Raw genomic sequence first — 19503 nt, forward strand, 5'->3', positions numbered from 1 at the left:
AATGCATTTAGATGGTAAAGTTGCAATTATTACTGGCGCTTCAAGAGGGATTGGTCGTTCCGTAGCAATCCAATTAGCCAAAGTCGGAGCTAAAGTAGTAATTAACTATGCTGGTAACACAGCCGCAGCTGAAGAGGTTAAGAATATAATTGTGGCTGCTGGTGGTCAAGCTATTGTTTGCCAAGCAGATGTTGGCAATATGGAAGCTGTAGATGCAATGATTAAAGAAACAATTGATACTTTCGGCAAAGTTGATATTTTAGTCAATAATGCGGGAATTACTCGTGATAACCTTTTAATGCGTATGAAGGAAGACGACTGGGATGCCGTCATGAATATTAATTTAAAAGGTGTCTTCGCTTGCACTAAGATAGTTTCTCGTATTATGATGAAGCAAAAATCTGGCAAAATTATCAACATGACTTCTGTTGTAGGTTTAATGGGAAATGCTGGTCAAGCAAATTATGCAGCGGCTAAAGCAGGCGTTATCGGATTCACTAAATCTATGGCCAAAGAATTGGCATCTAGAGGAATTACAGTTAATGCAATTGCTCCAGGATTTATTAACACCGATATGACTGCCGTTTTATCTGAGCAAGTAAAAGAAGGTTTAACGGAAAAAATACCTGTAGGAAGATTAGGCAATCCTGAAGATGTTGCAGCTGCTGTAGTATTCTTAGCTTCTGACTCGGCAAACTATATTACGGGTCAAACTTTGAATGTCGATGGTGGTATGGTAATGTAAATAAACGCCTTTTGAAAGGAGGTGAATATCGTGACAACATTTGACAAAGTAAAACAAATATCAGTAGAACAACTTGGAGTTGATGAAGCTGATGTTACTATGGACTCTACGTTTATTGATGATTTGGGTGCTGACTCTCTTGATATCGTTGAGTTAATTATGGCATTTGAAGAGGAATTCAACATTGAAATTCCTGATGAAATAGCTGAAAAAATTAAAGCTGTAAAAGACGCTGTAGACTACATAGAGAAAGAAAAACAAGGTTAATTTTCTGTAGTAAAAGAAGAAGTCCCGTGAAATAATGATTTTTCGCGGGACTTTCTTAAAAAGACAATGTCCTAGCGAATGGAGGAGTTATAACTTGAAACTTCCAGAACTGAAAATAGGTAATTTAGTGGCAAAAGTGCCAATTATACAAGGTGGAATGGCAATTCGAATTTCCACTGCTCGTTTAGCGGCAGCCGTAGGTGAAGCTGGTGGTATTGGATTGATTGCTGCTTCTGGTATGAGCTTTGATGAATTGCGTAAAGAAATTCGCTTAGCGCGATCACTTACGACTGGAATTATTGGAATCAATGCAATGGTAGCAGCAAGGGAATTTGCCGGACTTGTAAAAACAGCAATAGAAGAAGGTATTGATTTAGTAGTTGCTGGTGCTGGATTCTCTCGTGATATGTTTGGTCTGGGGAAAGAATCGGGCACACCGATTGTGCCAATTGTTTCTTCTGCAAAATTAGCTAGAATTTCGGAATCACTTGGAGCTTCTGCCGTAATTGTAGAAGGTAAAGAAGCCGGTGGACATTTAGGTACTGATAAACCCTTACATTTTTTACTTCCTGATATTAAGAATGCAGTGAAAATTCCAGTGATTGGTGCTGGTGGTATTATTAACGGTAGGGATATTGTTGATACACTAAGACTCGGTGCTGATGGCGTGCAAATGGGAACTCGATTTGCAGCCAGTGATGAATCAAATGCTGCACCTGCCTTAAAAGAATTTTATTTAAAGGCTAAGCATGAAGATATTGTTTTAATTAATAGTCCAGTAGGACTACCTGGTCGTGCTATAAAAAATCCATTTGCTGAGAAAATTATTGGAAGTACTGCACCTGTTCCTGAAAGTTGTGATGCATGTTTAAAACATTGTGCAAAAAACTTTTGCATTATCAAAGCGTTAATTCGCGCTCAACAGGGTGATGTAGAAACTGGATTAGTATTTACTGGTGAGTACATTCATAAAATAGATGAAATACTACCTGTTAAAGAAATTTTCAATAGACTTCTTGCAGAGGTCGAGGTTATAAATTAACGTGAGGTGATTCCTTTTGAAAAAACGAGTTGTAATAACAGGGCTAGGTGCAGTTACACCTATTGGAATTGGTAAGGATAAATTTTGGCAGGCACTTTTAGAAGGTAAATCTGGAATTGGTAAGATCACTCGTTTTGATGCAAGTGAATATACTACACAGATTGCTGGGGAAGTTAAGGATTTTGATCCAGCACAATATATAGACAAAAAAGAAGCAAAACGTATGGATAGATTTACTCAGTTTGCAGTAGCTGCTAGTAAAATGGCTTTTGATGATTCCGGTATTGACTTACAATCAGAAGATCTTACTCGAATTGGCACCATGATTGGTACTGGTATTGGCGGAATGGATACTTTGAATGAACAATACAAAAATTTGTTTGATAAAGGGCCAAGCCGTATTAGTCCATTTTTTATACCAATGATGATTGGTAACATGGCCGCCGGACAAACATCTATCACTTTTGGCTTACAAGGTCCATGTAACTGTGTGACTACAGCTTGTGCAACAGGTACAAACGCAATTGGCGATGCATTTAAAGTGATCCAACGTGGTGATGCAGATGTTATGGTTGCAGGCGGTACGGAAGCAGCCATTTCCCCTATTGCCGTAGCAGGTTTTTGTTCTATGAAAGCCTTGTCTACTCGTAACGATGAACCAGAAAAAGCATCACGTCCTTTTGATAAAGATCGCAATGGCTTTGTTATGGGAGAGGGTTCTGGCGTAGTTATCCTTGAGTCTTTAGAACATGCGTTAGCGAGAAATGCACATATTTACGCGGAGATAATTGGTTATGGTTTTAACGCAGATGCTTACCATATTACCGCACCAGCTCCTGAAGGGGCACAAGCTGCTAAATGTATGGCTATGGCTCTTAAGGATGGAGATATAGAACCAGAAGCTGTTGATTATATCAATGCTCATGGAACTTCAACTCCTCTAAATGATAAGAATGAAACATTAGCAATAAAATCATTATTTGGTGAACATGCCTATAAATTGGCCGTTAGTTCTATTAAGTCTATGACTGGACATTTACTTGGAGCAGCAGGCGGAATTGAGTGTATTGCTACTGCCTTAACTATAGAAAATGGCCAAATTCCTCCTACTATTAATTGTGATGAACCTGATGAAGAACTAGATCTAGATTATGTTCCTCATACATCTCGCAAGCAAGTGGTTAATGTCGCACTATCGAATTCCTTAGGGTTTGGTGGACATAATGCAACTATCTTATTAAAAAAATTCCAAAAGTAATATGATATGATTGAGATGCTTACAAAAAAAAGAATGGATTCTTTGGCCAAATTATCGGATCAATTGGGCGTACCATTTACCGATGTAAATTTATTGCACCAAGCTCTTACCCATACTTCTTATGCAAATGAATCAAAAAAAGCAGTTATTTCTCATAATGAGCGACTAGAGTTTCTAGGTGATGCTGTATTAGATTTGATTGTTAGTGAATATCTATTCCGCCAATTAAAGAACCTTCCTGAGGGTGAATTAACAAAAGCCCGAGCGGTAATCGTATGTGAGCCCACTTTGGCTCGCTGCGCTGCCGAGCTTGGTATTGGAGAATACTTGTTTCTCGGAAAGGGCGAAGCTGGTTCTGGTGGTCGTGAACGTGCTTCCATTTTAGCGGATGCTTTCGAGGCTGTAATTGGTGCTATCTACTTAGACAGTGGTTTTCTTAGTGTTTCTAATTTTGTTTTAAGGCAGCTTAATGCGGATTTAAAGTTAGTTGAACGCGGTGAATATGTGAAAGATTATAAAACTGTACTCCAGGAAGTCGTTCAGAAGAAAACGGATAGCAAAATTATCTATGAAATTATTTCGGAGAATGGTCCTGACCATAACAAAATGTTTGAAATAATTGTCTTAGTAAATGGGGATTCTTTAGGTAATGGACTGGGGAAAAGTAAAAAAGAAGCTGAACAACACGCAGCAAAGCAAGCTTTAATGAAACTGGGAATTATAAATACTAACTAATATGGGCGACCGTTAGGTCGTCTTTATTAATTAGCATTTATAATTAATACTAATCTACTAAATTTATCAGAGAGTTTTATAAAAATTAGGGAGGAATTATGAAGCATTTTATTATTCCTGTATTTATTCCACACTTTGGATGTATCCATAGTTGTGTTTTTTGTAATCAACAAAAAATTACTGGCAGAAATACTCCTGTAAACTCTCAAGAAGTAGCAGATATCATTGATGAACATTTGGGTAGAATTACTGAAGAGCGACACATTGAAGTAGCTTTTTATGGTGGAAGTTTTACGGCACTTACTATTGAAATACAATCAGAGTTGCTAAAACCTGCTTATATTGCACTAAAAGCAAAAAAAATTCATGGGATTCGCCTTTCTACTCGTCCAGATTGTATTACAAATGAGATCGTGCAGAACCTTATACAATACGGAGTTTCAACTATCGAATTAGGGGTTCAATCACTTGATAATAAAGTATTAGAAGCAAGTGCTAGGGGACACAGTTGTAGCGATGTATTTGAAGCTGTTACGATTATTAAAAATATGGGATTATTTTGTGGGCTCCAATTAATGCCAGGTTTACCTCAAGAAGACTGGAAAAGTTTGATTCGTACTGCACAGGGCATAATAAAACTTTCCCCAGATTTTATAAGGATTTACCCCACGCTAGTAATAGCCCATACACGCCTAGCTGATATGTACCATGAAGGAAGTTACAAAGCACTATCCTTAACCACTGGAGTCGCATATGGAGCGTTTTTGAAATTACTTTTCGATCAGTATAAAATACCAGTCATTCGAACTGGTTTGCAAGCAACAGAGGAATTAGATAAAAGCAGCGTGGTCCTAGCCGGTCCTTATCATCCCGCCTTTGGTGAAATGGTTGATTCTTATATTTTTTATGTTATGTTAGCCCATTTCGCAGAATTAGTACTTTTATTAAAGGAAAGTATCGAAGAAATTATTATTCATCATCATCCTCGTGATACGTCTAAAATTAGAGGTGTGTCCAACAGTAATATGAAAAGATTCAAATCTACTTATAATGCTAAAAAAACTATTCTAAAGCAAGATGGCTTACATATGAATGAAGTAATCGTTGAGTACCAAGGTATATATTATGTTATTAATAAAAAAATGTTATTTTATATTTAATTCTAAAAAAGGAATTTAAAGGAAATCGATAGAATACTATATAGTGTAGTAAGTCCTGATCCCAAAAGGAGGTTAGCGAATGGATGTGCTCAAAGTATCTGCACAATCAAATCCTAAATCTGTAGCAGGAGCCTTGGCTGCAGTGTTACGAGAAAGAGGTTCTGCCGAAGTACAGGCAGTAGGTGCCGGCGCAGTTAATCAAGCTATTAAAGCAGTTGCAATAGCTCGTGGGTTTGTAGCGCCGAATGGTATTAATTTAATTGCGATTCCTGCTTTTGCCGAGATTGTTATTGATGGTGAACAACGTACTGCTATCCGTTTTATTGTGGAGCCCAGATAGAAACTTTACATTGCTAAGTTCCTAAATGTAGTCAGGAACTCCTAGTATTCTTATTTAGAATTAGAAATTAATAACTTTAATTTCGTAAAAGAACCTGTTTGCTATGCAAACAGGTTTTTTATTCAAGCATGTTGTATAAAGCTTTGACACATGGTAGAATTTTAAGGTTAGGGTTAATTGAAGAAATAATTAAATTAATAATAATTATATGTGTGGTGATTTAGTTTGTTATTGCGCAGGCTTGAAGCGTATGGATTTAAATCTTTTGCTGACAAAACAGAAGTAGAATTCGGTCCTGGTATTACTGCTATTGTTGGTCCAAACGGCAGCGGTAAAAGTAATATCTCTGATGCGATTCGTTGGGTGCTTGGAGAGCAAAGTATACGTAATTTACGCGGAACTAAAATGGAAGATGTAATCTTTGCGGGTAGTTTAGGACGTAGGCCTCTAGGGGCAGCTGAAGTCTCCGTAGTTTTTGACAATAGTGATGGAACATTGCCCTTAGATTTTAATGAAATAATTATCACTCGTCGCGTTTTTCGTTCTGGTGATAGTGAATATTTCATTAATAAAGCAGCTTGCCGTTTAAAGGATATTTATGAATTATTAGCTGATACAGGTCTAGGCAGGGATGCTATGACTGTTATAGGACAAAATAAAGTGGATGAAGTCTTAAATAGTAAACCCGAAGAACGTCGTTTATTATTTGAGGAATCCGCTGGCATTTCCAAATATAAACAGCGAAAAAAAGAAGCATTACGCAAATTAGAAGATACTACGCAAAATCTGATTCGAGTTTCAGATATAACAAATGAGATTGAGGATCAACTTGTACCCTTAAAAGAAAGCGCTGAACGTACAAAACAATATAATTCATTAAAGACAGAACTAACTTCCTGCCAAGTAACATTACTTTTGAATACATTAGAAAAATCAGAGAAAATGATAGAAAGTGCTAGCTTGCAGAAAGACCATTTAACAGTAGAAGAACTTACTATTAGTACTAATTTGAGTTTAAAAGAAACGGACAAAGAAAAGTTAACAACGGAGCTCATACAAACAGAAGAAAAACTTACCTTCTATACTACATCGATTAATCAAGCAGACACAGAATTAGAAAGGCTTCACGGCAAAGTAGCCGTACTAGAAGAGCGAATTCTGCAAGGCAAACGTAATCAGGATCGAATAATAGATGAGCTAACTCGTATGGAAAAGCAGAAAAGTGAGCTAGAGAGAAAAAACAGTGAGATAAATGAAACTCTTTCTGAGAAGAAAAAACTGACTGAAAATCTGCAACAAATTTTAGTAGATAAGAATGTACTTTATCAAAATATAGTTACAACGTTAGAGCAAGCGGAAAAACAGTTAGAAACTAGCAAGGAAAAAACACTTATCTTTTTGCAAGAGGTTATTGAAGAACGAAACCGACTCGCAACAATAAAAGATGATATTAAAAGAATTGATTTACGCCAAGATAACTTCGATCAGGAATATCAAAATTATAATATCCAGCTAAAACAAGCGGAAGAAGCATATAATAAGATCCTAACGGAAAACGAAGCAATAAAAACAAAAGTAAATGAATTGAATGAAGAGAATAAATCTTTATTAACTGCAAGAAAAACCCTTGAAGAAAAGTTACAAACCATATTACAACAAGAAAAACAACTTACTACCCAAGTGAATGAATCGCACTCACGCTTTAAAATACTATCGAGTATGCAAAATGAGTATGAAGGATTTTCTCGTGGTATTAAAAGTGTTTTGAAAAGTAAAGCCAGTTGGCATAGCGGTATTTGTGGTGCTGTTGCTCAAAATATAACCGTACCTGATAACTATATTACAGCTATCGAAATTGCATTAGGTGGTGCCCTGCAATATATTATTACGGAGAATTCAGAAACCGCCAAACAAGCAATGCAATTTTTAAAAAATGAACGACTAGGACGTGCTACTTTTCTGCCACTCGATACAATTAAACCTTTCAAACGTCGAGAATCTGATTTAACGATTGCAGAGCTTCCCGGATCACTAGGATTTGCTGCGGATCTTGTATCTTGTGAGCCTCGCTATCGTGAGGTAATAGAATTTTTATTAGGTCGTACTATTATTGCAGAGAATATTGATATTGCCCTTATCATTGCTAAAAAATCTGGCTTTTCCATAAAGATAGTTACACTGGACGGACAAGTATTAAATCCTGGTGGCTCTATGACAGGTGGTAGTACTAATAAACGGGAATCTAGTTTTTTAGGCCGAAATAATGAAATAGAAGCGATTAAGGCAAATATAGAATCTATGACACAGGAACTAACTACAATCCAAGCTAATGTAGTTACACTACAAAATGATACACTACATATTGATAATAAGGTAACTTCACTTCAGAAAAATCGCCAGCTTATTGAAATTCGCGTAGCTGAGATTACTGTCCATACTGAAAAATTAATGTTTGAAAAAGAACGGCTTACCTCGTTATTGGCTACAATTGCAGACTCAAAAACTTCCTGTATACAGGAAAAGGCACAGTTAGTATTAGCGTTATCTCAAAGTGAAAAAGCAATTAATACACTTGAAGATCGTGATAATCAACACAAGGAATTTATTACGATTGGACAAAAGAAATGTAAGGAATTACAAGGTTCAAAAGAAATTTTACAAGCAAGTTTAACAGATATTAAAATTGACATTACAGCCCTGCAGCAAGAAATTACCGCTATTACTACAAATTATGAACAATATGAAGAATCGAAGGAACTGATTAAGAGTCAGCTGCAAAACTTACTCGTAGAAAAGGGCAATATTACAGAACAAATAGAATTAGCTAATCAAGAGCTAATAAGTAATTCAAATAAACATCAAGTATTATCTGAAGAAAAGATCAATTATGAGCAGCATCATAAAACCCAATATGGAGTAAAACTTACCCTCTTAACAACGTTACAGCATCTTGAAAAAGAGTTAAAAGAGTTAAGGCGCAAACATCATGAAATACAGACACGTCTACATGAAAGTGAGCTTTTAGCCACAAAGTATAACTACGAAATAACGCACTCCATGGAACAATTAGAACAACAGTTTTCCTTAAATATAGAGCAAGCTAAAGAACTTTACCGTACTGAAAGCATTGATATAATTTCGAGTATGGTAAAAAATTTAGAAAATGAACTTATCTTATTAGGCCCAGTTAATCATGCAGCCGTCGAAGACTATATTCGCTTACAAGAAAGATGTGATTTTCTGCAAAAGCAGTACCAAGACCTAACGCAAGCCAAAGAATATTTGGCCTCCATTATTACTGACATTGATAATACAATGTCAACAAAGTTCTTACTCGCTTTTACCAAAATTAATGAGCATTTTAGTAATATTTTTTCACGCTTATTCGGTGGTGGACAAGCTCAGTTAAAATTGGTGGATCCAGATAATATTTTGAGTACAGGTATTGAGATTATTGTACAGCCACCAGGTAAAAAGTTACAAAACTTAATACTATTATCAGGTGGGGAACGGGCTCTTACTGTTATTGCACTTCTATTTGCTTTTTTAGCGTACCGTCCAGCACCATTTATTGTAGTGGATGAAATCGATGCCCCTTTAGATGAAGCAAATATAGACCGCTTACGCGATTTTCTACGCGATTATGCAGAGCATACCCAATTTATAGTTGTTACCCATCGTAAAGGAACTATGGAAGCTGCTAATATTATACACGGTGTTACTATGGAGCAATCAGGGATATCACGTTTAGTTTCAGTTAAATTAATGGATAAAATAGGATAATAACGAACGGAGGAGTATTGAAATATGGGCTTTTTTGATAAATTAAAAGCAGGTTTAGAAAAAACCAGAAAAAATCTTACAGAAAAAATTGAGCAACTGGTCACTGGCTATGCCACAATCGATGACGAATTCCTTGATGATTTGGAAGCCATATTATTATCAGCAGATGTCGGTGTGCATACAACCAGTAAACTAATGGTTGATATAAAAAAAGGTATAAAAAGTAAAGAAATTAACAGTCCAGAAGATTTAAAACCGTTTTTACAGAATAAAATTAGCGCTATGTTATCAGATGATGTAATGGAAACAAATATGGCGACTAATCCACCTACCGTAATTGTAGTAGTTGGGGTGAATGGTGTGGGAAAAACTACTACAATCGGTAAATTAGGTCAATACTATCGAGATCAAGGTTATAAAGTGATGTTAGCAGCGGCTGATACTTTTCGCGCTGCAGCCATTGATCAATTAGAAATATGGGGTACAAGAACAGGATCTGAAATCATCAAACATAAGGAAGGCTCCGATCCTGCAGCCGTAGCTTTTGATGCTGTACAATCGGCCAAAGCAAAAAAAATGGACATAGTTATTATTGATACAGCTGGACGTCTTCATACTAAATCCAACTTAATGGAGGAATTGAAAAAAATAGGACGAGTTATTAATCGCGAAATTCCCGATGCACCTCACGAAACATTGTTAGTACTGGATGCCACTACGGGACAAAATGCCATTAACCAAGCAAAATTATTTGGAGAGGCAATCCCATTGTCTGGTATTGTACTCACAAAACTTGATGGTACAGCCAAGGGTGGCGTTGTTATCGCTATTAAAAATGAACTCAATTTACCTGTAAAATGGGTAGGGGTAGGGGAGACAGCCAATGATTTACGTCCTTTCATACCTCAAGATTTTGTTCAAGCACTCTTCGCTGACAAGTAAAAACACTTGACACTAAATAGGGTTTGTTTTATAATATGGGTGTAAAGCATTTTCCCTTGTCAGTAAAGAGGTGATTTTAATTGTTAGATAAAGTTTTGCATATTATAGCGCTGTTTGATTTTTACGGTGCCTTATTGACTGATAAACAACGTCTTTCTATGGAAATGCATTATCTCAATGATTTATCGCTAGCTGAGATCGCTGATGAACTGGGAGTAACTAGACAAGCAGTTCATGATATATTAAAGAGGGCAGAACAAGTTCTTATTGATTATGAAGATAAATTGAAGTTTGTTGAACGGCATCAACGTGAACAACAAGCTATACAACATATATATCAATTGATAGGTGAATTGCCAGATGAAATACGGCAATTGCCTAAGTTACATTTAGCAGTGCAAGAGTTGAATTGTTTGTTAGACTATTCAAAAGAGGTGTAGTATGGTTTTTGAAGGGTTAGCCGATAAGTTACAAAATACTTTTAAAAAATTGCGTGGTAGAGGCAAATTATCAGAAGCTGATATTAACGATGCAATGCGTGAAGTACGGATGGCGCTATTAGAAGCGGATGTTAATTTCAAAGTTGTAAAAGATTTTATTGCTAAGATAAAAGAGCAGGCTATTGGACAAGAGGTCATGCAAAGTCTTACACCAGCTCAATTCGTAGTGAAAATTGTAAATGATGAATTGACTGCTCTGATGGGTGGAACACAAAGTCGTATAACAGTTTCCTCTAGACCGCCAACTGTCATTATGTTAGTTGGGTTGCAAGGTGCTGGTAAGACAACTACAGCTGGTAAATTAGCTCTTTTGCTTAAAAAGCAAAGTAAGCGTCCATTGCTAGTAGCTGCTGATATATATCGTCCTGCTGCTATAAAGCAGTTACAAGTTTTAGGTGGACAGCTCGATATACCCGTTTTTACTCTTGAAGATTCCAAAGATGCTGTTCTAATTGCCCAAAAGGCAGTCGAATACGCTAATTCCTATGCTCGGGATACTGTCATTATTGATACTGCTGGTCGATTACACATTAATGAAGACTTAATGCAGGAACTAAAATCAATAAAAACAACAGTTAAGCCACACGAAATACTTTTGGTTGTTGACGCAATGACAGGACAAGATTCTGTTACTGTGGCGGAATCTTTTAATAAAGATCTAGGCCTAGATGGGGTTATTTTAACAAAACTTGATGGGGATGCACGCGGTGGTGCGGCCCTATCAATTAAAGCTGTTACTGGTTGTCCTATTAAATTTGCCGGTATGGGCGAAAAGCTTGATGCTCTTGAAGTATTTCATCCTGATCGAATGGCATCCCGCATTTTGGGCATGGGAGATGTGCTTAGCTTAATTGAAAAAGCTGGTGCTTCCATTGATTTGGAACAAGCCAAAGAAATGGAGAAAAAATTTCGTAAAGAAGATTTTAATCTAGATGATTTCTTAACTCAATTGCAACAAGTGCGTAAGTTAGGCCCCTTAGATCAAATCTTAGGCATGCTACCTGGCATGGGGGATTTAAAAAAATTAAAAGATGTAGAAATTGATGAAAAAGAATTAACACGTACGGAAGCCATTATACGTTCTATGACGAAAAAAGAGCGTCGAGATGCTTCCTTGATAAATGGCAGTCGTCGTAAACGTATTGCTATTGGTAGTGGAACTAGAGTACAAGATGTGAACAAATTACTCAAACAATTTGCAGAGGCAAAAAAAATGATGAAACGTTTTCAAGATATGCAAAAAGGCGGTAAAAAATCCTTTGGTGGGTTTAAATTGCCCTTCATGCAAAAATAGTTTAAAATGAGTATTCTATGAAGGAGGTGATTTTTGTGGCAGTAAAAATTCGTTTAATGCGTATGGGTGCGAAGAAAAACCCTTTCTACCGTGTAGTTGTGGCTGATTCCCGCGCTCCTCGTGATGGACGTTCTATCGAAACTTTAGGACATTATGATTCCACTGTTGAACCTGCAATTGTTAAAATTGATGAAGATAAAGCCATCAGTTGGATGCAAAAAGGTGCACAACCTACTGATACCGTTAAAGCTCTTTTCAGTAAGGCTGGTATCATGAAAAAATGGGATGAACTAAAGCGTACAAAGAAAGAGGCGTAATTGACTATGAAAGATTTAGTTGGGGTTATCGCCAAAGCATTAGTTAAAAACCAGGACCAAGTTAGTGTCACCGAATCCGTTGATGCTGACACCACTATTTATGAGTTGCATGTAGCCTCTGAAGATATGGGGAAAGTTATTGGCAAGCAAGGTCGTATTGCAAAAGCAATGCGGACGGTTGTCAAAGCAGCAGCTACTCGTGAAAACAAGAAAATAATGATAGAAATAATTTAGTTCGTGTATAATTACACGGCTAAATTATACAAACTATTAGAAAAGGTTCAGATGCAAGTCACGCTTTTAAGAAGAATGTAGTAAAATACATCTCCTTAAAAGCGCTACATTGCAGATGGGCCTTTTCCAACAAAAATAGGAGAGTGGACAAACATGGATAGTATTACATTAAAGTGTCCAGTAACCATTAAAGCTAAAGTTACAGAAGAACTCAAAAAGAATTTGGCAGCTGAAATTCAAGAAAACATACGTAAAGCAGATATTGAATTACAACAAATTGAATTTCATGCGAAACGTATGCTAAATGAACAAGCCATGGCAGATGCGCAAGGCCTTACTGCACTTCGCCAACAAATTGATGGTGAAACTCAAAAACGTCTTGAGTACAAAAACCATATGACAGAAAAGCTAAAAGAAACAGCTCAATTGGAACTTGGTGCAGAAATTGCTCAAGGAACTTTAGAACAAATCGTTACAGTAAAAGTTGGCGATGATTTACATAAGTTTATGAATGCTGAAATTTTGCTAGAAGATGGCAAAGTTATCGCTTTTAGAAACTAATTATTATGATGGATAATATGATTGTAATTGGGAAAATTGGTGCCCCTCAAGGGGTGCGAGGTGAAGTTCGTGTTACACCCTTAACCGATTTTCCGGAGCGATTTCGTGAGCTAAAAACTGCATTACTTGATGATGGAACTAGTTTGCCTATCGAAAGTGTTAGATATCATCAACAATTTGTTTTACTAAAATTCCGTGGAATGGATAATCGAAATGATATTGAACATTTACGAGGGAAATTAATAAAAGTAGAACGTAAGGACTTGGTACAATTACCAGCTGGCCATTATTATATCTTTGATATTGTTGGTCTAGAAGTATATACCGAGGAAAAAGAGTACCTAGGTAAGGTTACAGATGTTTTGGAAACAGGTAGCAATGATGTCTATATTGTTGAACAAAAGGATAAGCAACCTTTACTAATTCCAGCACTAAAAAGCGTAGTCTTACAAATTGACATTCCTAGTGGCAAAATGATTGTAAAATTACAGGAATGGGAAGAATAATGCGTATCGATGTTGTATCATTATTTCCTGAAATGTTTACTGGTCCTTTGGGGCATAGTATTATTAAAAGGGCACAAGAAGCTGACATTTTAAAGGTCAATGTGACAAATCCACGGGACTTTACGTTTGACAAACACAACATTGTTGATGACTATCCTTTTGGTGGTGGAGCTGGTATGGTAATGAAGCCAGAGCCTATTTTTCGTACTGTAGATAGTATTATTGCAGCAAGCAATATTACAAATCGACGAGTTATTTTAATGTGCCCTGGCGGTTATCGACTTGATCAGGCAAAGGTTAAGGAATTAGCCAATTATGACCAACTTATCTTATTATGTGGACATTATGAAGGTATCGATGAGCGAGTTAGGTTGCACTTAGTAGACGAAAGCATCTCCATCGGTGACTATGTACTAACAGGTGGCGAACTACCAGCTATGGTAATTGTTGATTCTGTTGCTCGTATGTTACCTGGAGTTCTTGGCTCTAGTAGTTCAGCTCCAGAAGATTCTTTTTATAATGGTTTGTTAGAATATCCTCAATATACACGACCACGAGAATTTGAAGGTATGAAAGCACCAGACATACTATTATCTGGCGACCATGCCAAGATTAACCGCTGGCGCAATAAAGAAGCACTAAAAAACACTCTTGAGCGCCGGCCAGATTTACTGAAAAATAAAGAATTAAGCCCAGATGATGCTAAATTATTAGCAGAAATTATAGCTGAGCAGACTGGAGACTAATATGGCTTTACCAATTTATCTCGGCTTAGTACACCACCCGATCTACAATAAAAATAATGAAATTATCACTACGGCGATTACTAACTTTGATATTCACGATATTGCACGTACTTCCCGGACCTATGATATAAAAAAATACTTTATTATTCATCCACACGAAAGCCAAACTATGTTGGCAAAGGAAATAATGGATTACTGGCAACATGGTTATGGTGGAGAATATAACCCGGACCGTCGTGAAGCATTTAGTGTATTAGATATTAAAGCAGATATTAAAAGTGCTGTAGAATACATTACTGAATGTGAAGGTAGCAACCCCCTAATTGTTACCACAGATGCTCGCACCTTCCCAAATACTATCTCATATAAAAACATGAGAGATCAGATTGACCTTAGTGGCAGGCCTTGCCTCATTTTATTTGGGACTGGTTGGGGTATTGAAAAATCAGTAATGGAAGAATTTGATTATATTCTAGAACCAATTTATGGCCCTGGTGATTATAACCACTTACCAGTACGAGCAGCTGTGGCTATTATTTTAGATCGGCTGTTAGGTGAAAAATGGTGGGAGTCATAATAACATTCTGTAATCTCATAATCTACTTGAGTTTATAGAATTGATATGTTATAATTTTTAAGGTGTAACGGACGGTCCACTGCACAATGTAAGAATGGATTGGCATGAACGTCTAGGATAAGGAGGAAATATATATGAATATGATTCAAGCATTAGAACAAGAACAACTACGTCAGGATATCCCTGCATTTAAGCCAGGAGATACTGTACGCGTTCATGTAAAAGTTGTCGAGGGTACTCGTGAGCGTATCCAGGTGTTTGAAGGTGTTGTTATTGGTAGAAGCAATGGCGGAATTCGCGAAACATTTACTGTTAGACGTGTTTCTTACAACGTCGGTGTAGAACGTACATTCCCTGTGCATTCCCCACGTTTGGAAAAAATTGAAGTAGTACGTAAAGGTATCGTACGCCGTGCTAAATTATACTATCTGCGTAAACTTAAAGGTAAAGCAGCTCGTATTAGAGAAAGACGGTAAATACTTAGGGACTGTTTTCAGTCCCTTTTCTTCATTTGCGAAGGAGGTTTTACAGTGAGTAACACTAATTTAGGCGAAGAGGTAAAAGATTGGGTAGTCTCAATTCTTATTGCTGTCGTATTAGCCTTTTTTATCCGATATTTTATTGTTGAACTCTATATGGTAGAGGGTCCTTCTATGCGTCCCACCTTAGTGAATAGTGAGCGACTCGTAGTAAATAAGTTTATCTATCGCTTTAAAAGTCCTGAAAAAGGTGATGTATTAGTTTTTCGCTACCCTAAAGACCCTAGCCGTGATTTTATCAAGCGGGTTATTGCTGTAGCAGGAGATACTATTGAAATAAAAGAGGGTCGCGTATTTTTGAATGGTCAATTATTAAATGAAACTTATATTCTAGAAAAAACCCGTGGCTCCTATCCTTTGTCTACTGTACCTGAAGGGCATATCTTCGTTATGGGAGATAATCGTAACAATTCGGAAGACAGTCGTTTCCGAGATGTTGGTTTTGTACCTCTAGAAATGATTAAAGGTAAAGCGGTTATGATATTTTGGCCACTTGATCAATTAAAAACTCTCCCTTAAAGTAGAGAATAGCGTAATAGAGAGTGATAACAATGGATGATTTGAATATTAACTGGTTTCCTGGACATATGACAAAAGCTCTGCGGATGATCCAGGCAAATCTAAAATTAGTCGATGTAGTTATTGAATTACTGGATGCCCGTATTCCTGTAAGTAGTGCAAATCCAGTCATTCATCAAATACTCGAAGGAAAGCCGCGAGTAGTAGCCTTAAATAAAATTGATTTGGCTGAACCAGAGTATACCAAGCAGTGGATAGAATATTTCCACTCACAAGGTTTACAAGTAGTTGCCTTAGATTCGATGACTGGAAAAGGTACTAAAGAACTAGTCAGCCAAGTAGAAAAGCTAGGTAGTCTAAAAGCTGCAAAATTAGTTTCAAAAGGCGTAAATGCTCGGGCAGTGCGAGCAATGATTTTAGGAATTCCTAATGTCGGCAAGTCATCTCTTATTAATCGTTTACTAGGGATGAAGGCTGTACGTACTGCTGATAAACCAGGTGTCACTCGGGGTAAACAATGGATTACGATTGGCAAAAATTTAGAATTATTAGATACACCAGGTGTATTGTGGCCAAAATTTGAAGATCCGGAAGTTGGATTTAGACTAGCCATGACTGGTGCAATCAATGATGATATCTACGATATTGAAAAAGCGATGTCGAAAATGCTACTATTCTTACGTGAAAATTATAGCCAACGTTTAATTGAACGATACAATTTGACCTCACCATTACCAGAAGATTCAATTGAACTATTAGGCCTTATTGGAGCACGGCGCGGTTGTTTACGCAGCGGTGGAGTCATTGACTATGAGAAAGCTAGGCGTATGATACTTAATGAATTTCGTAATAGTAAGTTAGGAGTATTTACTTTAGATCGGCCGAATGAGCGTGAATAATGAGTGAATGAAAAGGAGTGGTATCCAATACCATTTCTTTTTTTGTATTATTATATCTTGGGAAAAAAACCAAAAAGGAATTAGCAATCTTAACGAGAATATTAATATAATTAATAGCAATACCTTTTGGAGGTAGCAAAATAGTGAATGTAGAACAAATGACGGTAGCACAAATTTCGAATATTCTAGAACAAAATAATGTATCAACTTCTATGATTAACAGTTTAAAACAAGATCCGAGAGTTTCAATATCTCGTTTACTAGAAAAGTGGCAGAAAAGCCAGGAGAAAACGTTACTAGAGCAACAGCGCATTCAAGGTCTTTATGAACAGGAACGTAAACTAGTAAGTGAGGGTTATAACTTCATCGCAGGTGTTGACGAGGCCGGTCGTGGTCCTTTAGCAGGTCCATTAGTTGTCGGTGCTGTTATATTGCCAATTGGTTGCCATATACCACTCATCAACGACTCCAAAAAGCTATCTGCTAAGCAACGAGAAGAGTTGTATTACATAATAAAAGAAGTAGCTATTGGAGTACAGCATAAAGTTATTGATATTGATATTATTGACAATTTGAATATTTATAAGGCAACTGTATTTGGCATGTATAGTGTTATTAATGAATTGCTGCCTCAGCCGCAATCTGTATTAATTGATGCTGTACCTTTACCTGATTTAGCATTGCATTCCTTATCGCTAATTGGTGGCGATGCCATAAGCGCCTCCATTGGAGCAGCGTCTATCATTGCTAAAGTAGAACGAGATAATCTCATGTTAGAGTTCGATAAGCAATTCCCTGAGTATGGTTTTGCTAAACATAAGGGTTATGGAACTCCTGAGCATTTAAAGGCATTACAACAGTATGGGCCTTGTCCGATTCATCGAAAAAGTTTTGAACCTATTAAGTCTTGGGAGAAGACATGCTTATGAGTAATAAAGAAACAGAAAAACCCAAACAGGCCATTGCTTTAACTTATCAAAATACAAATGGCAATGCTCCCAAAGTAGTAGCGAAAGGCACTGGTTTTATTGCAGAAAGAATTATGTCTACTGCGAAGCAAAATTCGATTCCCGTATATCAAAATAAAACCTTAGCTAGTATGCTAATGGCAGTAGAGTTAGATAGAGAAATCCCGCCCGAGTTATATCAAGCGGTCGCAGAGGTCCTAGCATATATTTATTATATCGATAAAAAAATGAATAACTCCTAACAATGTGCATTATTGAAAATGAGAATATTATATTTCTTAAGACAACATCAAAGTAGCAGGATGTTGTTTTTTTTCGGGGAATATTGTATTGAGGTGTTTAATTGTGAATACGGTTCAGACAGGAGATATTGGGGAACAGGCTGCTACAGATTATTTACTTCGAGCTGGATATGATATAATAGAACGAAAATATCGCAGTAAGATTGGCGAAGTAGATATTATTGCCAGAATTAAAAATACCATTGTCTTTATAGAAGTAAAGACGAGACGTAATACTAACTATGGTTTTCCTGCAGAAGCTGTAACATATCGAAAGCAGAAAAAAATAATTAATACTGCCCTTTGTTATCTACAACAAATACATAACTCAAATATGTCTTGTCGTTTTGATGTAATCGAAGTCTTTTTAACAGAAAATAATAAGATAACCTATAACCATATTACAAATGCATTTATTAAATAAGGGGTGGGTAATATAATATGCGAATTATAGTTGGCATTACCGGTGCAAGTGGCGGTATTTACGGTATTAGATTAATCGAAGTACTAAAAAAAGCAGGATGTGAAATTCATGCAGTAGTATCAGAGCATGGTTGTCAGGTTCTAGAATATGAATGTGGTGTAACGCAAGAGATGATTAGAGAACAAGTAGATTTTTTACATGATATAAAAAATATTGGTGCGTGCATTGCCAGCGGGTCTTTCAAAACAGATGCAATGATAGTTGTACCTTGCTCTATGCGCACAGTTGCTAGTATCGCTAATGGAATTGCAGACAATTTGCTAATACGTGCGGCTGATGTAATGTTAAAGGAAGGACGCAAATTGATTCTTGTCCCTAGAGAAACACCTCTTAATGCTATACATTTAGCGAATATGCTGAAATTATCTCAATTGGGTGTTAGGATCGTACCTGCCAGCCCTGGATTTTATCACCGTCCCACTACAATAAACGATCTAACTAATATGATGGTTGGTAAAATTTGTGATACCATTGATATTGACCATGATTTATTTCCTAGATGGCAAGGTGAATAGAATTACACAGAAACACACTTTACCGGAAGATTTACTCCAGATGCATGTCTTTCGTCTTAATGGTCGTCAAGCAAACAAATAAATTCCAAAAAAGATACTTAATTATATTTGTTTAGTTTCATATCTTACCTAAATAGATTTTCCCTAAAATCACCAAAGAGAATAATAGTTTCCTTTTTTGCGATTAATTAGTTAATTGAGGTCAGTGAACATAAATTCACTAACCTCAATTTTTTATTTCCTCATATTACTATATGGATGCCTATCAATTAGGTAGTACATAATTTAAAA

24 protein-coding genes are annotated in these 19503 nt (G+C 36.6%); all 24 read left to right on the forward strand.

Translation table 11 applies throughout. The features are described from left to right. The first annotated feature begins 1 nt into the window (after nt 1). The 24 genes from fabG to QSJ81_RS10560 all read left to right on the forward strand — a co-directional run bounded on the left by fabG (nt 2) and on the right by QSJ81_RS10560 (nt 19212). Nucleotides 2-745 carry a 3-oxoacyl-[acyl-carrier-protein] reductase gene (gene fabG, locus QSJ81_RS10445; protein ID WP_285717344.1) on the forward strand — a complete coding sequence of 248 codons (744 nt, stop codon included), beginning with the start codon at nt 2-4 and terminating at the stop codon, nt 743-745. A 30-nt stretch (nt 746-775) separates the two neighbouring features. Next, nucleotides 776-1012 (forward strand): acyl carrier protein, encoded by a 237-nt coding sequence (locus QSJ81_RS10450; protein WP_038670556.1) that lies wholly within the window; start codon nt 776-778, stop codon nt 1010-1012. A 94-nt stretch (nt 1013-1106) separates the two neighbouring features. Continuing rightward, nucleotides 1107-2054: an NAD(P)H-dependent flavin oxidoreductase gene (locus QSJ81_RS10455; protein ID WP_285717345.1), complete on the forward strand. Its 948-nt coding sequence runs from the start codon at nt 1107-1109 to the stop codon at nt 2052-2054. 16 nt (nt 2055-2070) lie between these two features. Continuing rightward, entirely contained in the window at nt 2071-3312 is a 1242-nt protein-coding gene (fabF, locus tag QSJ81_RS10460; RefSeq protein ID WP_285717346.1) for a beta-ketoacyl-ACP synthase II, read from the forward strand. Between the two features lie 6 nt (nt 3313-3318). After that, nucleotides 3319-4047: a ribonuclease III gene (rnc, locus tag QSJ81_RS10465; RefSeq protein ID WP_285717347.1), complete on the forward strand. Its 729-nt coding sequence runs from the start codon at nt 3319-3321 to the stop codon at nt 4045-4047. 98 nt (nt 4048-4145) lie between these two features. Then, a complete protein-coding gene (locus QSJ81_RS10470) occupies nt 4146-5207 on the forward strand; it encodes an elongator complex protein 3 (protein WP_285717348.1) in 1062 nt (353 codons plus the stop codon). Nucleotides 5208-5286: 79 nt separating this feature from the next. Then, nucleotides 5287-5547, forward strand: a complete 261-nt coding sequence (locus tag QSJ81_RS10475; RefSeq protein ID WP_038670566.1) for a stage V sporulation protein S — start codon at nt 5287-5289, stop codon at nt 5545-5547. 225 nt (nt 5548-5772) lie between these two features. Beyond that, a complete protein-coding gene (gene smc, locus QSJ81_RS10480; protein ID WP_285717349.1) occupies nt 5773-9330 on the forward strand; it encodes a chromosome segregation protein SMC in 3558 nt (1185 codons plus the stop codon). A 24-nt stretch (nt 9331-9354) separates the two neighbouring features. Next, on the forward strand, nt 9355-10272 hold the full coding sequence (gene ftsY, locus QSJ81_RS10485; RefSeq protein WP_285717350.1) for a signal recognition particle-docking protein FtsY: 918 nt from the start codon (nt 9355-9357) through the stop codon (nt 10270-10272). Between the two features lie 80 nt (nt 10273-10352). Then, entirely contained in the window at nt 10353-10712 is a 360-nt protein-coding gene (gene ylxM / locus QSJ81_RS10490) for a YlxM family DNA-binding protein (protein ID WP_285717351.1), read from the forward strand. A 1-nt stretch (nt 10713) separates the two neighbouring features. Continuing rightward, the gene (gene ffh / locus QSJ81_RS10495; protein ID WP_285717352.1) at nt 10714-12066 is read left to right on the forward strand and encodes a signal recognition particle protein; all 1353 of its coding nucleotides are present in this window, start codon (nt 10714-10716) and stop codon (nt 12064-12066) included. 35 nt (nt 12067-12101) lie between these two features. Further along, nucleotides 12102-12383: a 30S ribosomal protein S16 gene (gene rpsP, locus QSJ81_RS10500; RefSeq protein WP_007934559.1), complete on the forward strand. Its 282-nt coding sequence runs from the start codon at nt 12102-12104 to the stop codon at nt 12381-12383. A gap of 6 nt (nt 12384-12389) precedes the next feature. Further along, nucleotides 12390-12617: a KH domain-containing protein gene (locus tag QSJ81_RS10505; RefSeq protein ID WP_285717762.1), complete on the forward strand. Its 228-nt coding sequence runs from the start codon at nt 12390-12392 to the stop codon at nt 12615-12617. A gap of 153 nt (nt 12618-12770) precedes the next feature. Continuing rightward, nucleotides 12771-13178: a YlqD family protein gene (locus tag QSJ81_RS10510; protein WP_038670573.1), complete on the forward strand. Its 408-nt coding sequence runs from the start codon at nt 12771-12773 to the stop codon at nt 13176-13178. A 5-nt stretch (nt 13179-13183) separates the two neighbouring features. After that, on the forward strand, nt 13184-13684 hold the full coding sequence (gene rimM, locus QSJ81_RS10515) for a ribosome maturation factor RimM (RefSeq protein ID WP_285717353.1): 501 nt from the start codon (nt 13184-13186) through the stop codon (nt 13682-13684). Then, the gene (gene trmD / locus QSJ81_RS10520) at nt 13684-14430 is read left to right on the forward strand and encodes a tRNA (guanosine(37)-N1)-methyltransferase TrmD (protein WP_038670575.1); all 747 of its coding nucleotides are present in this window, start codon (nt 13684-13686) and stop codon (nt 14428-14430) included. The genes rimM and trmD overlap by 1 nt, the downstream gene beginning before the upstream one ends. Nucleotide 14431: 1 nt before the next feature. Continuing rightward, the gene (locus QSJ81_RS10525; RefSeq protein ID WP_285717354.1) at nt 14432-15007 is read left to right on the forward strand and encodes an RNA methyltransferase; all 576 of its coding nucleotides are present in this window, start codon (nt 14432-14434) and stop codon (nt 15005-15007) included. A 134-nt stretch (nt 15008-15141) separates the two neighbouring features. Beyond that, the gene (gene rplS / locus QSJ81_RS10530) at nt 15142-15483 is read left to right on the forward strand and encodes a 50S ribosomal protein L19 (RefSeq protein WP_038670577.1); all 342 of its coding nucleotides are present in this window, start codon (nt 15142-15144) and stop codon (nt 15481-15483) included. A 54-nt stretch (nt 15484-15537) separates the two neighbouring features. Further along, nucleotides 15538-16065, forward strand: a complete 528-nt coding sequence (gene lepB / locus QSJ81_RS10535; protein ID WP_038670578.1) for a signal peptidase I — start codon at nt 15538-15540, stop codon at nt 16063-16065. A gap of 32 nt (nt 16066-16097) precedes the next feature. Next, nucleotides 16098-16964 carry a ribosome biogenesis GTPase YlqF gene (ylqF, locus tag QSJ81_RS10540; protein WP_285717355.1) on the forward strand — a complete coding sequence of 289 codons (867 nt, stop codon included), beginning with the start codon at nt 16098-16100 and terminating at the stop codon, nt 16962-16964. 143 nt (nt 16965-17107) lie between these two features. Continuing rightward, complete coding sequence (gene rnhB / locus QSJ81_RS10545; RefSeq protein WP_285717356.1) at nt 17108-17893, forward strand: ribonuclease HII; 786 nt, start codon at nt 17108-17110, stop codon at nt 17891-17893. After that, nucleotides 17890-18174: an EscU/YscU/HrcU family type III secretion system export apparatus switch protein gene (locus tag QSJ81_RS10550; protein ID WP_285717357.1), complete on the forward strand. Its 285-nt coding sequence runs from the start codon at nt 17890-17892 to the stop codon at nt 18172-18174. Before rnhB ends, QSJ81_RS10550 begins: the two co-directional genes overlap by 4 nt. 103 nt (nt 18175-18277) lie before the next feature. Then, nucleotides 18278-18637, forward strand: coding sequence for a YraN family protein (locus QSJ81_RS10555; RefSeq protein ID WP_285717358.1), 360 nt, complete (start codon nt 18278-18280; stop codon nt 18635-18637). Between the two features lie 17 nt (nt 18638-18654). Beyond that, complete coding sequence (locus tag QSJ81_RS10560) at nt 18655-19212, forward strand: UbiX family flavin prenyltransferase (RefSeq protein WP_285717359.1); 558 nt, start codon at nt 18655-18657, stop codon at nt 19210-19212. Nucleotides 19213-19503 lie beyond the last annotated feature (291 nt).

This window comes from Pelosinus sp. IPA-1 (assembly GCF_030269905.1).
In the GTDB taxonomy this organism is placed as follows: domain Bacteria; phylum Bacillota; class Negativicutes; order DSM-13327; family DSM-13327; genus Pelosinus.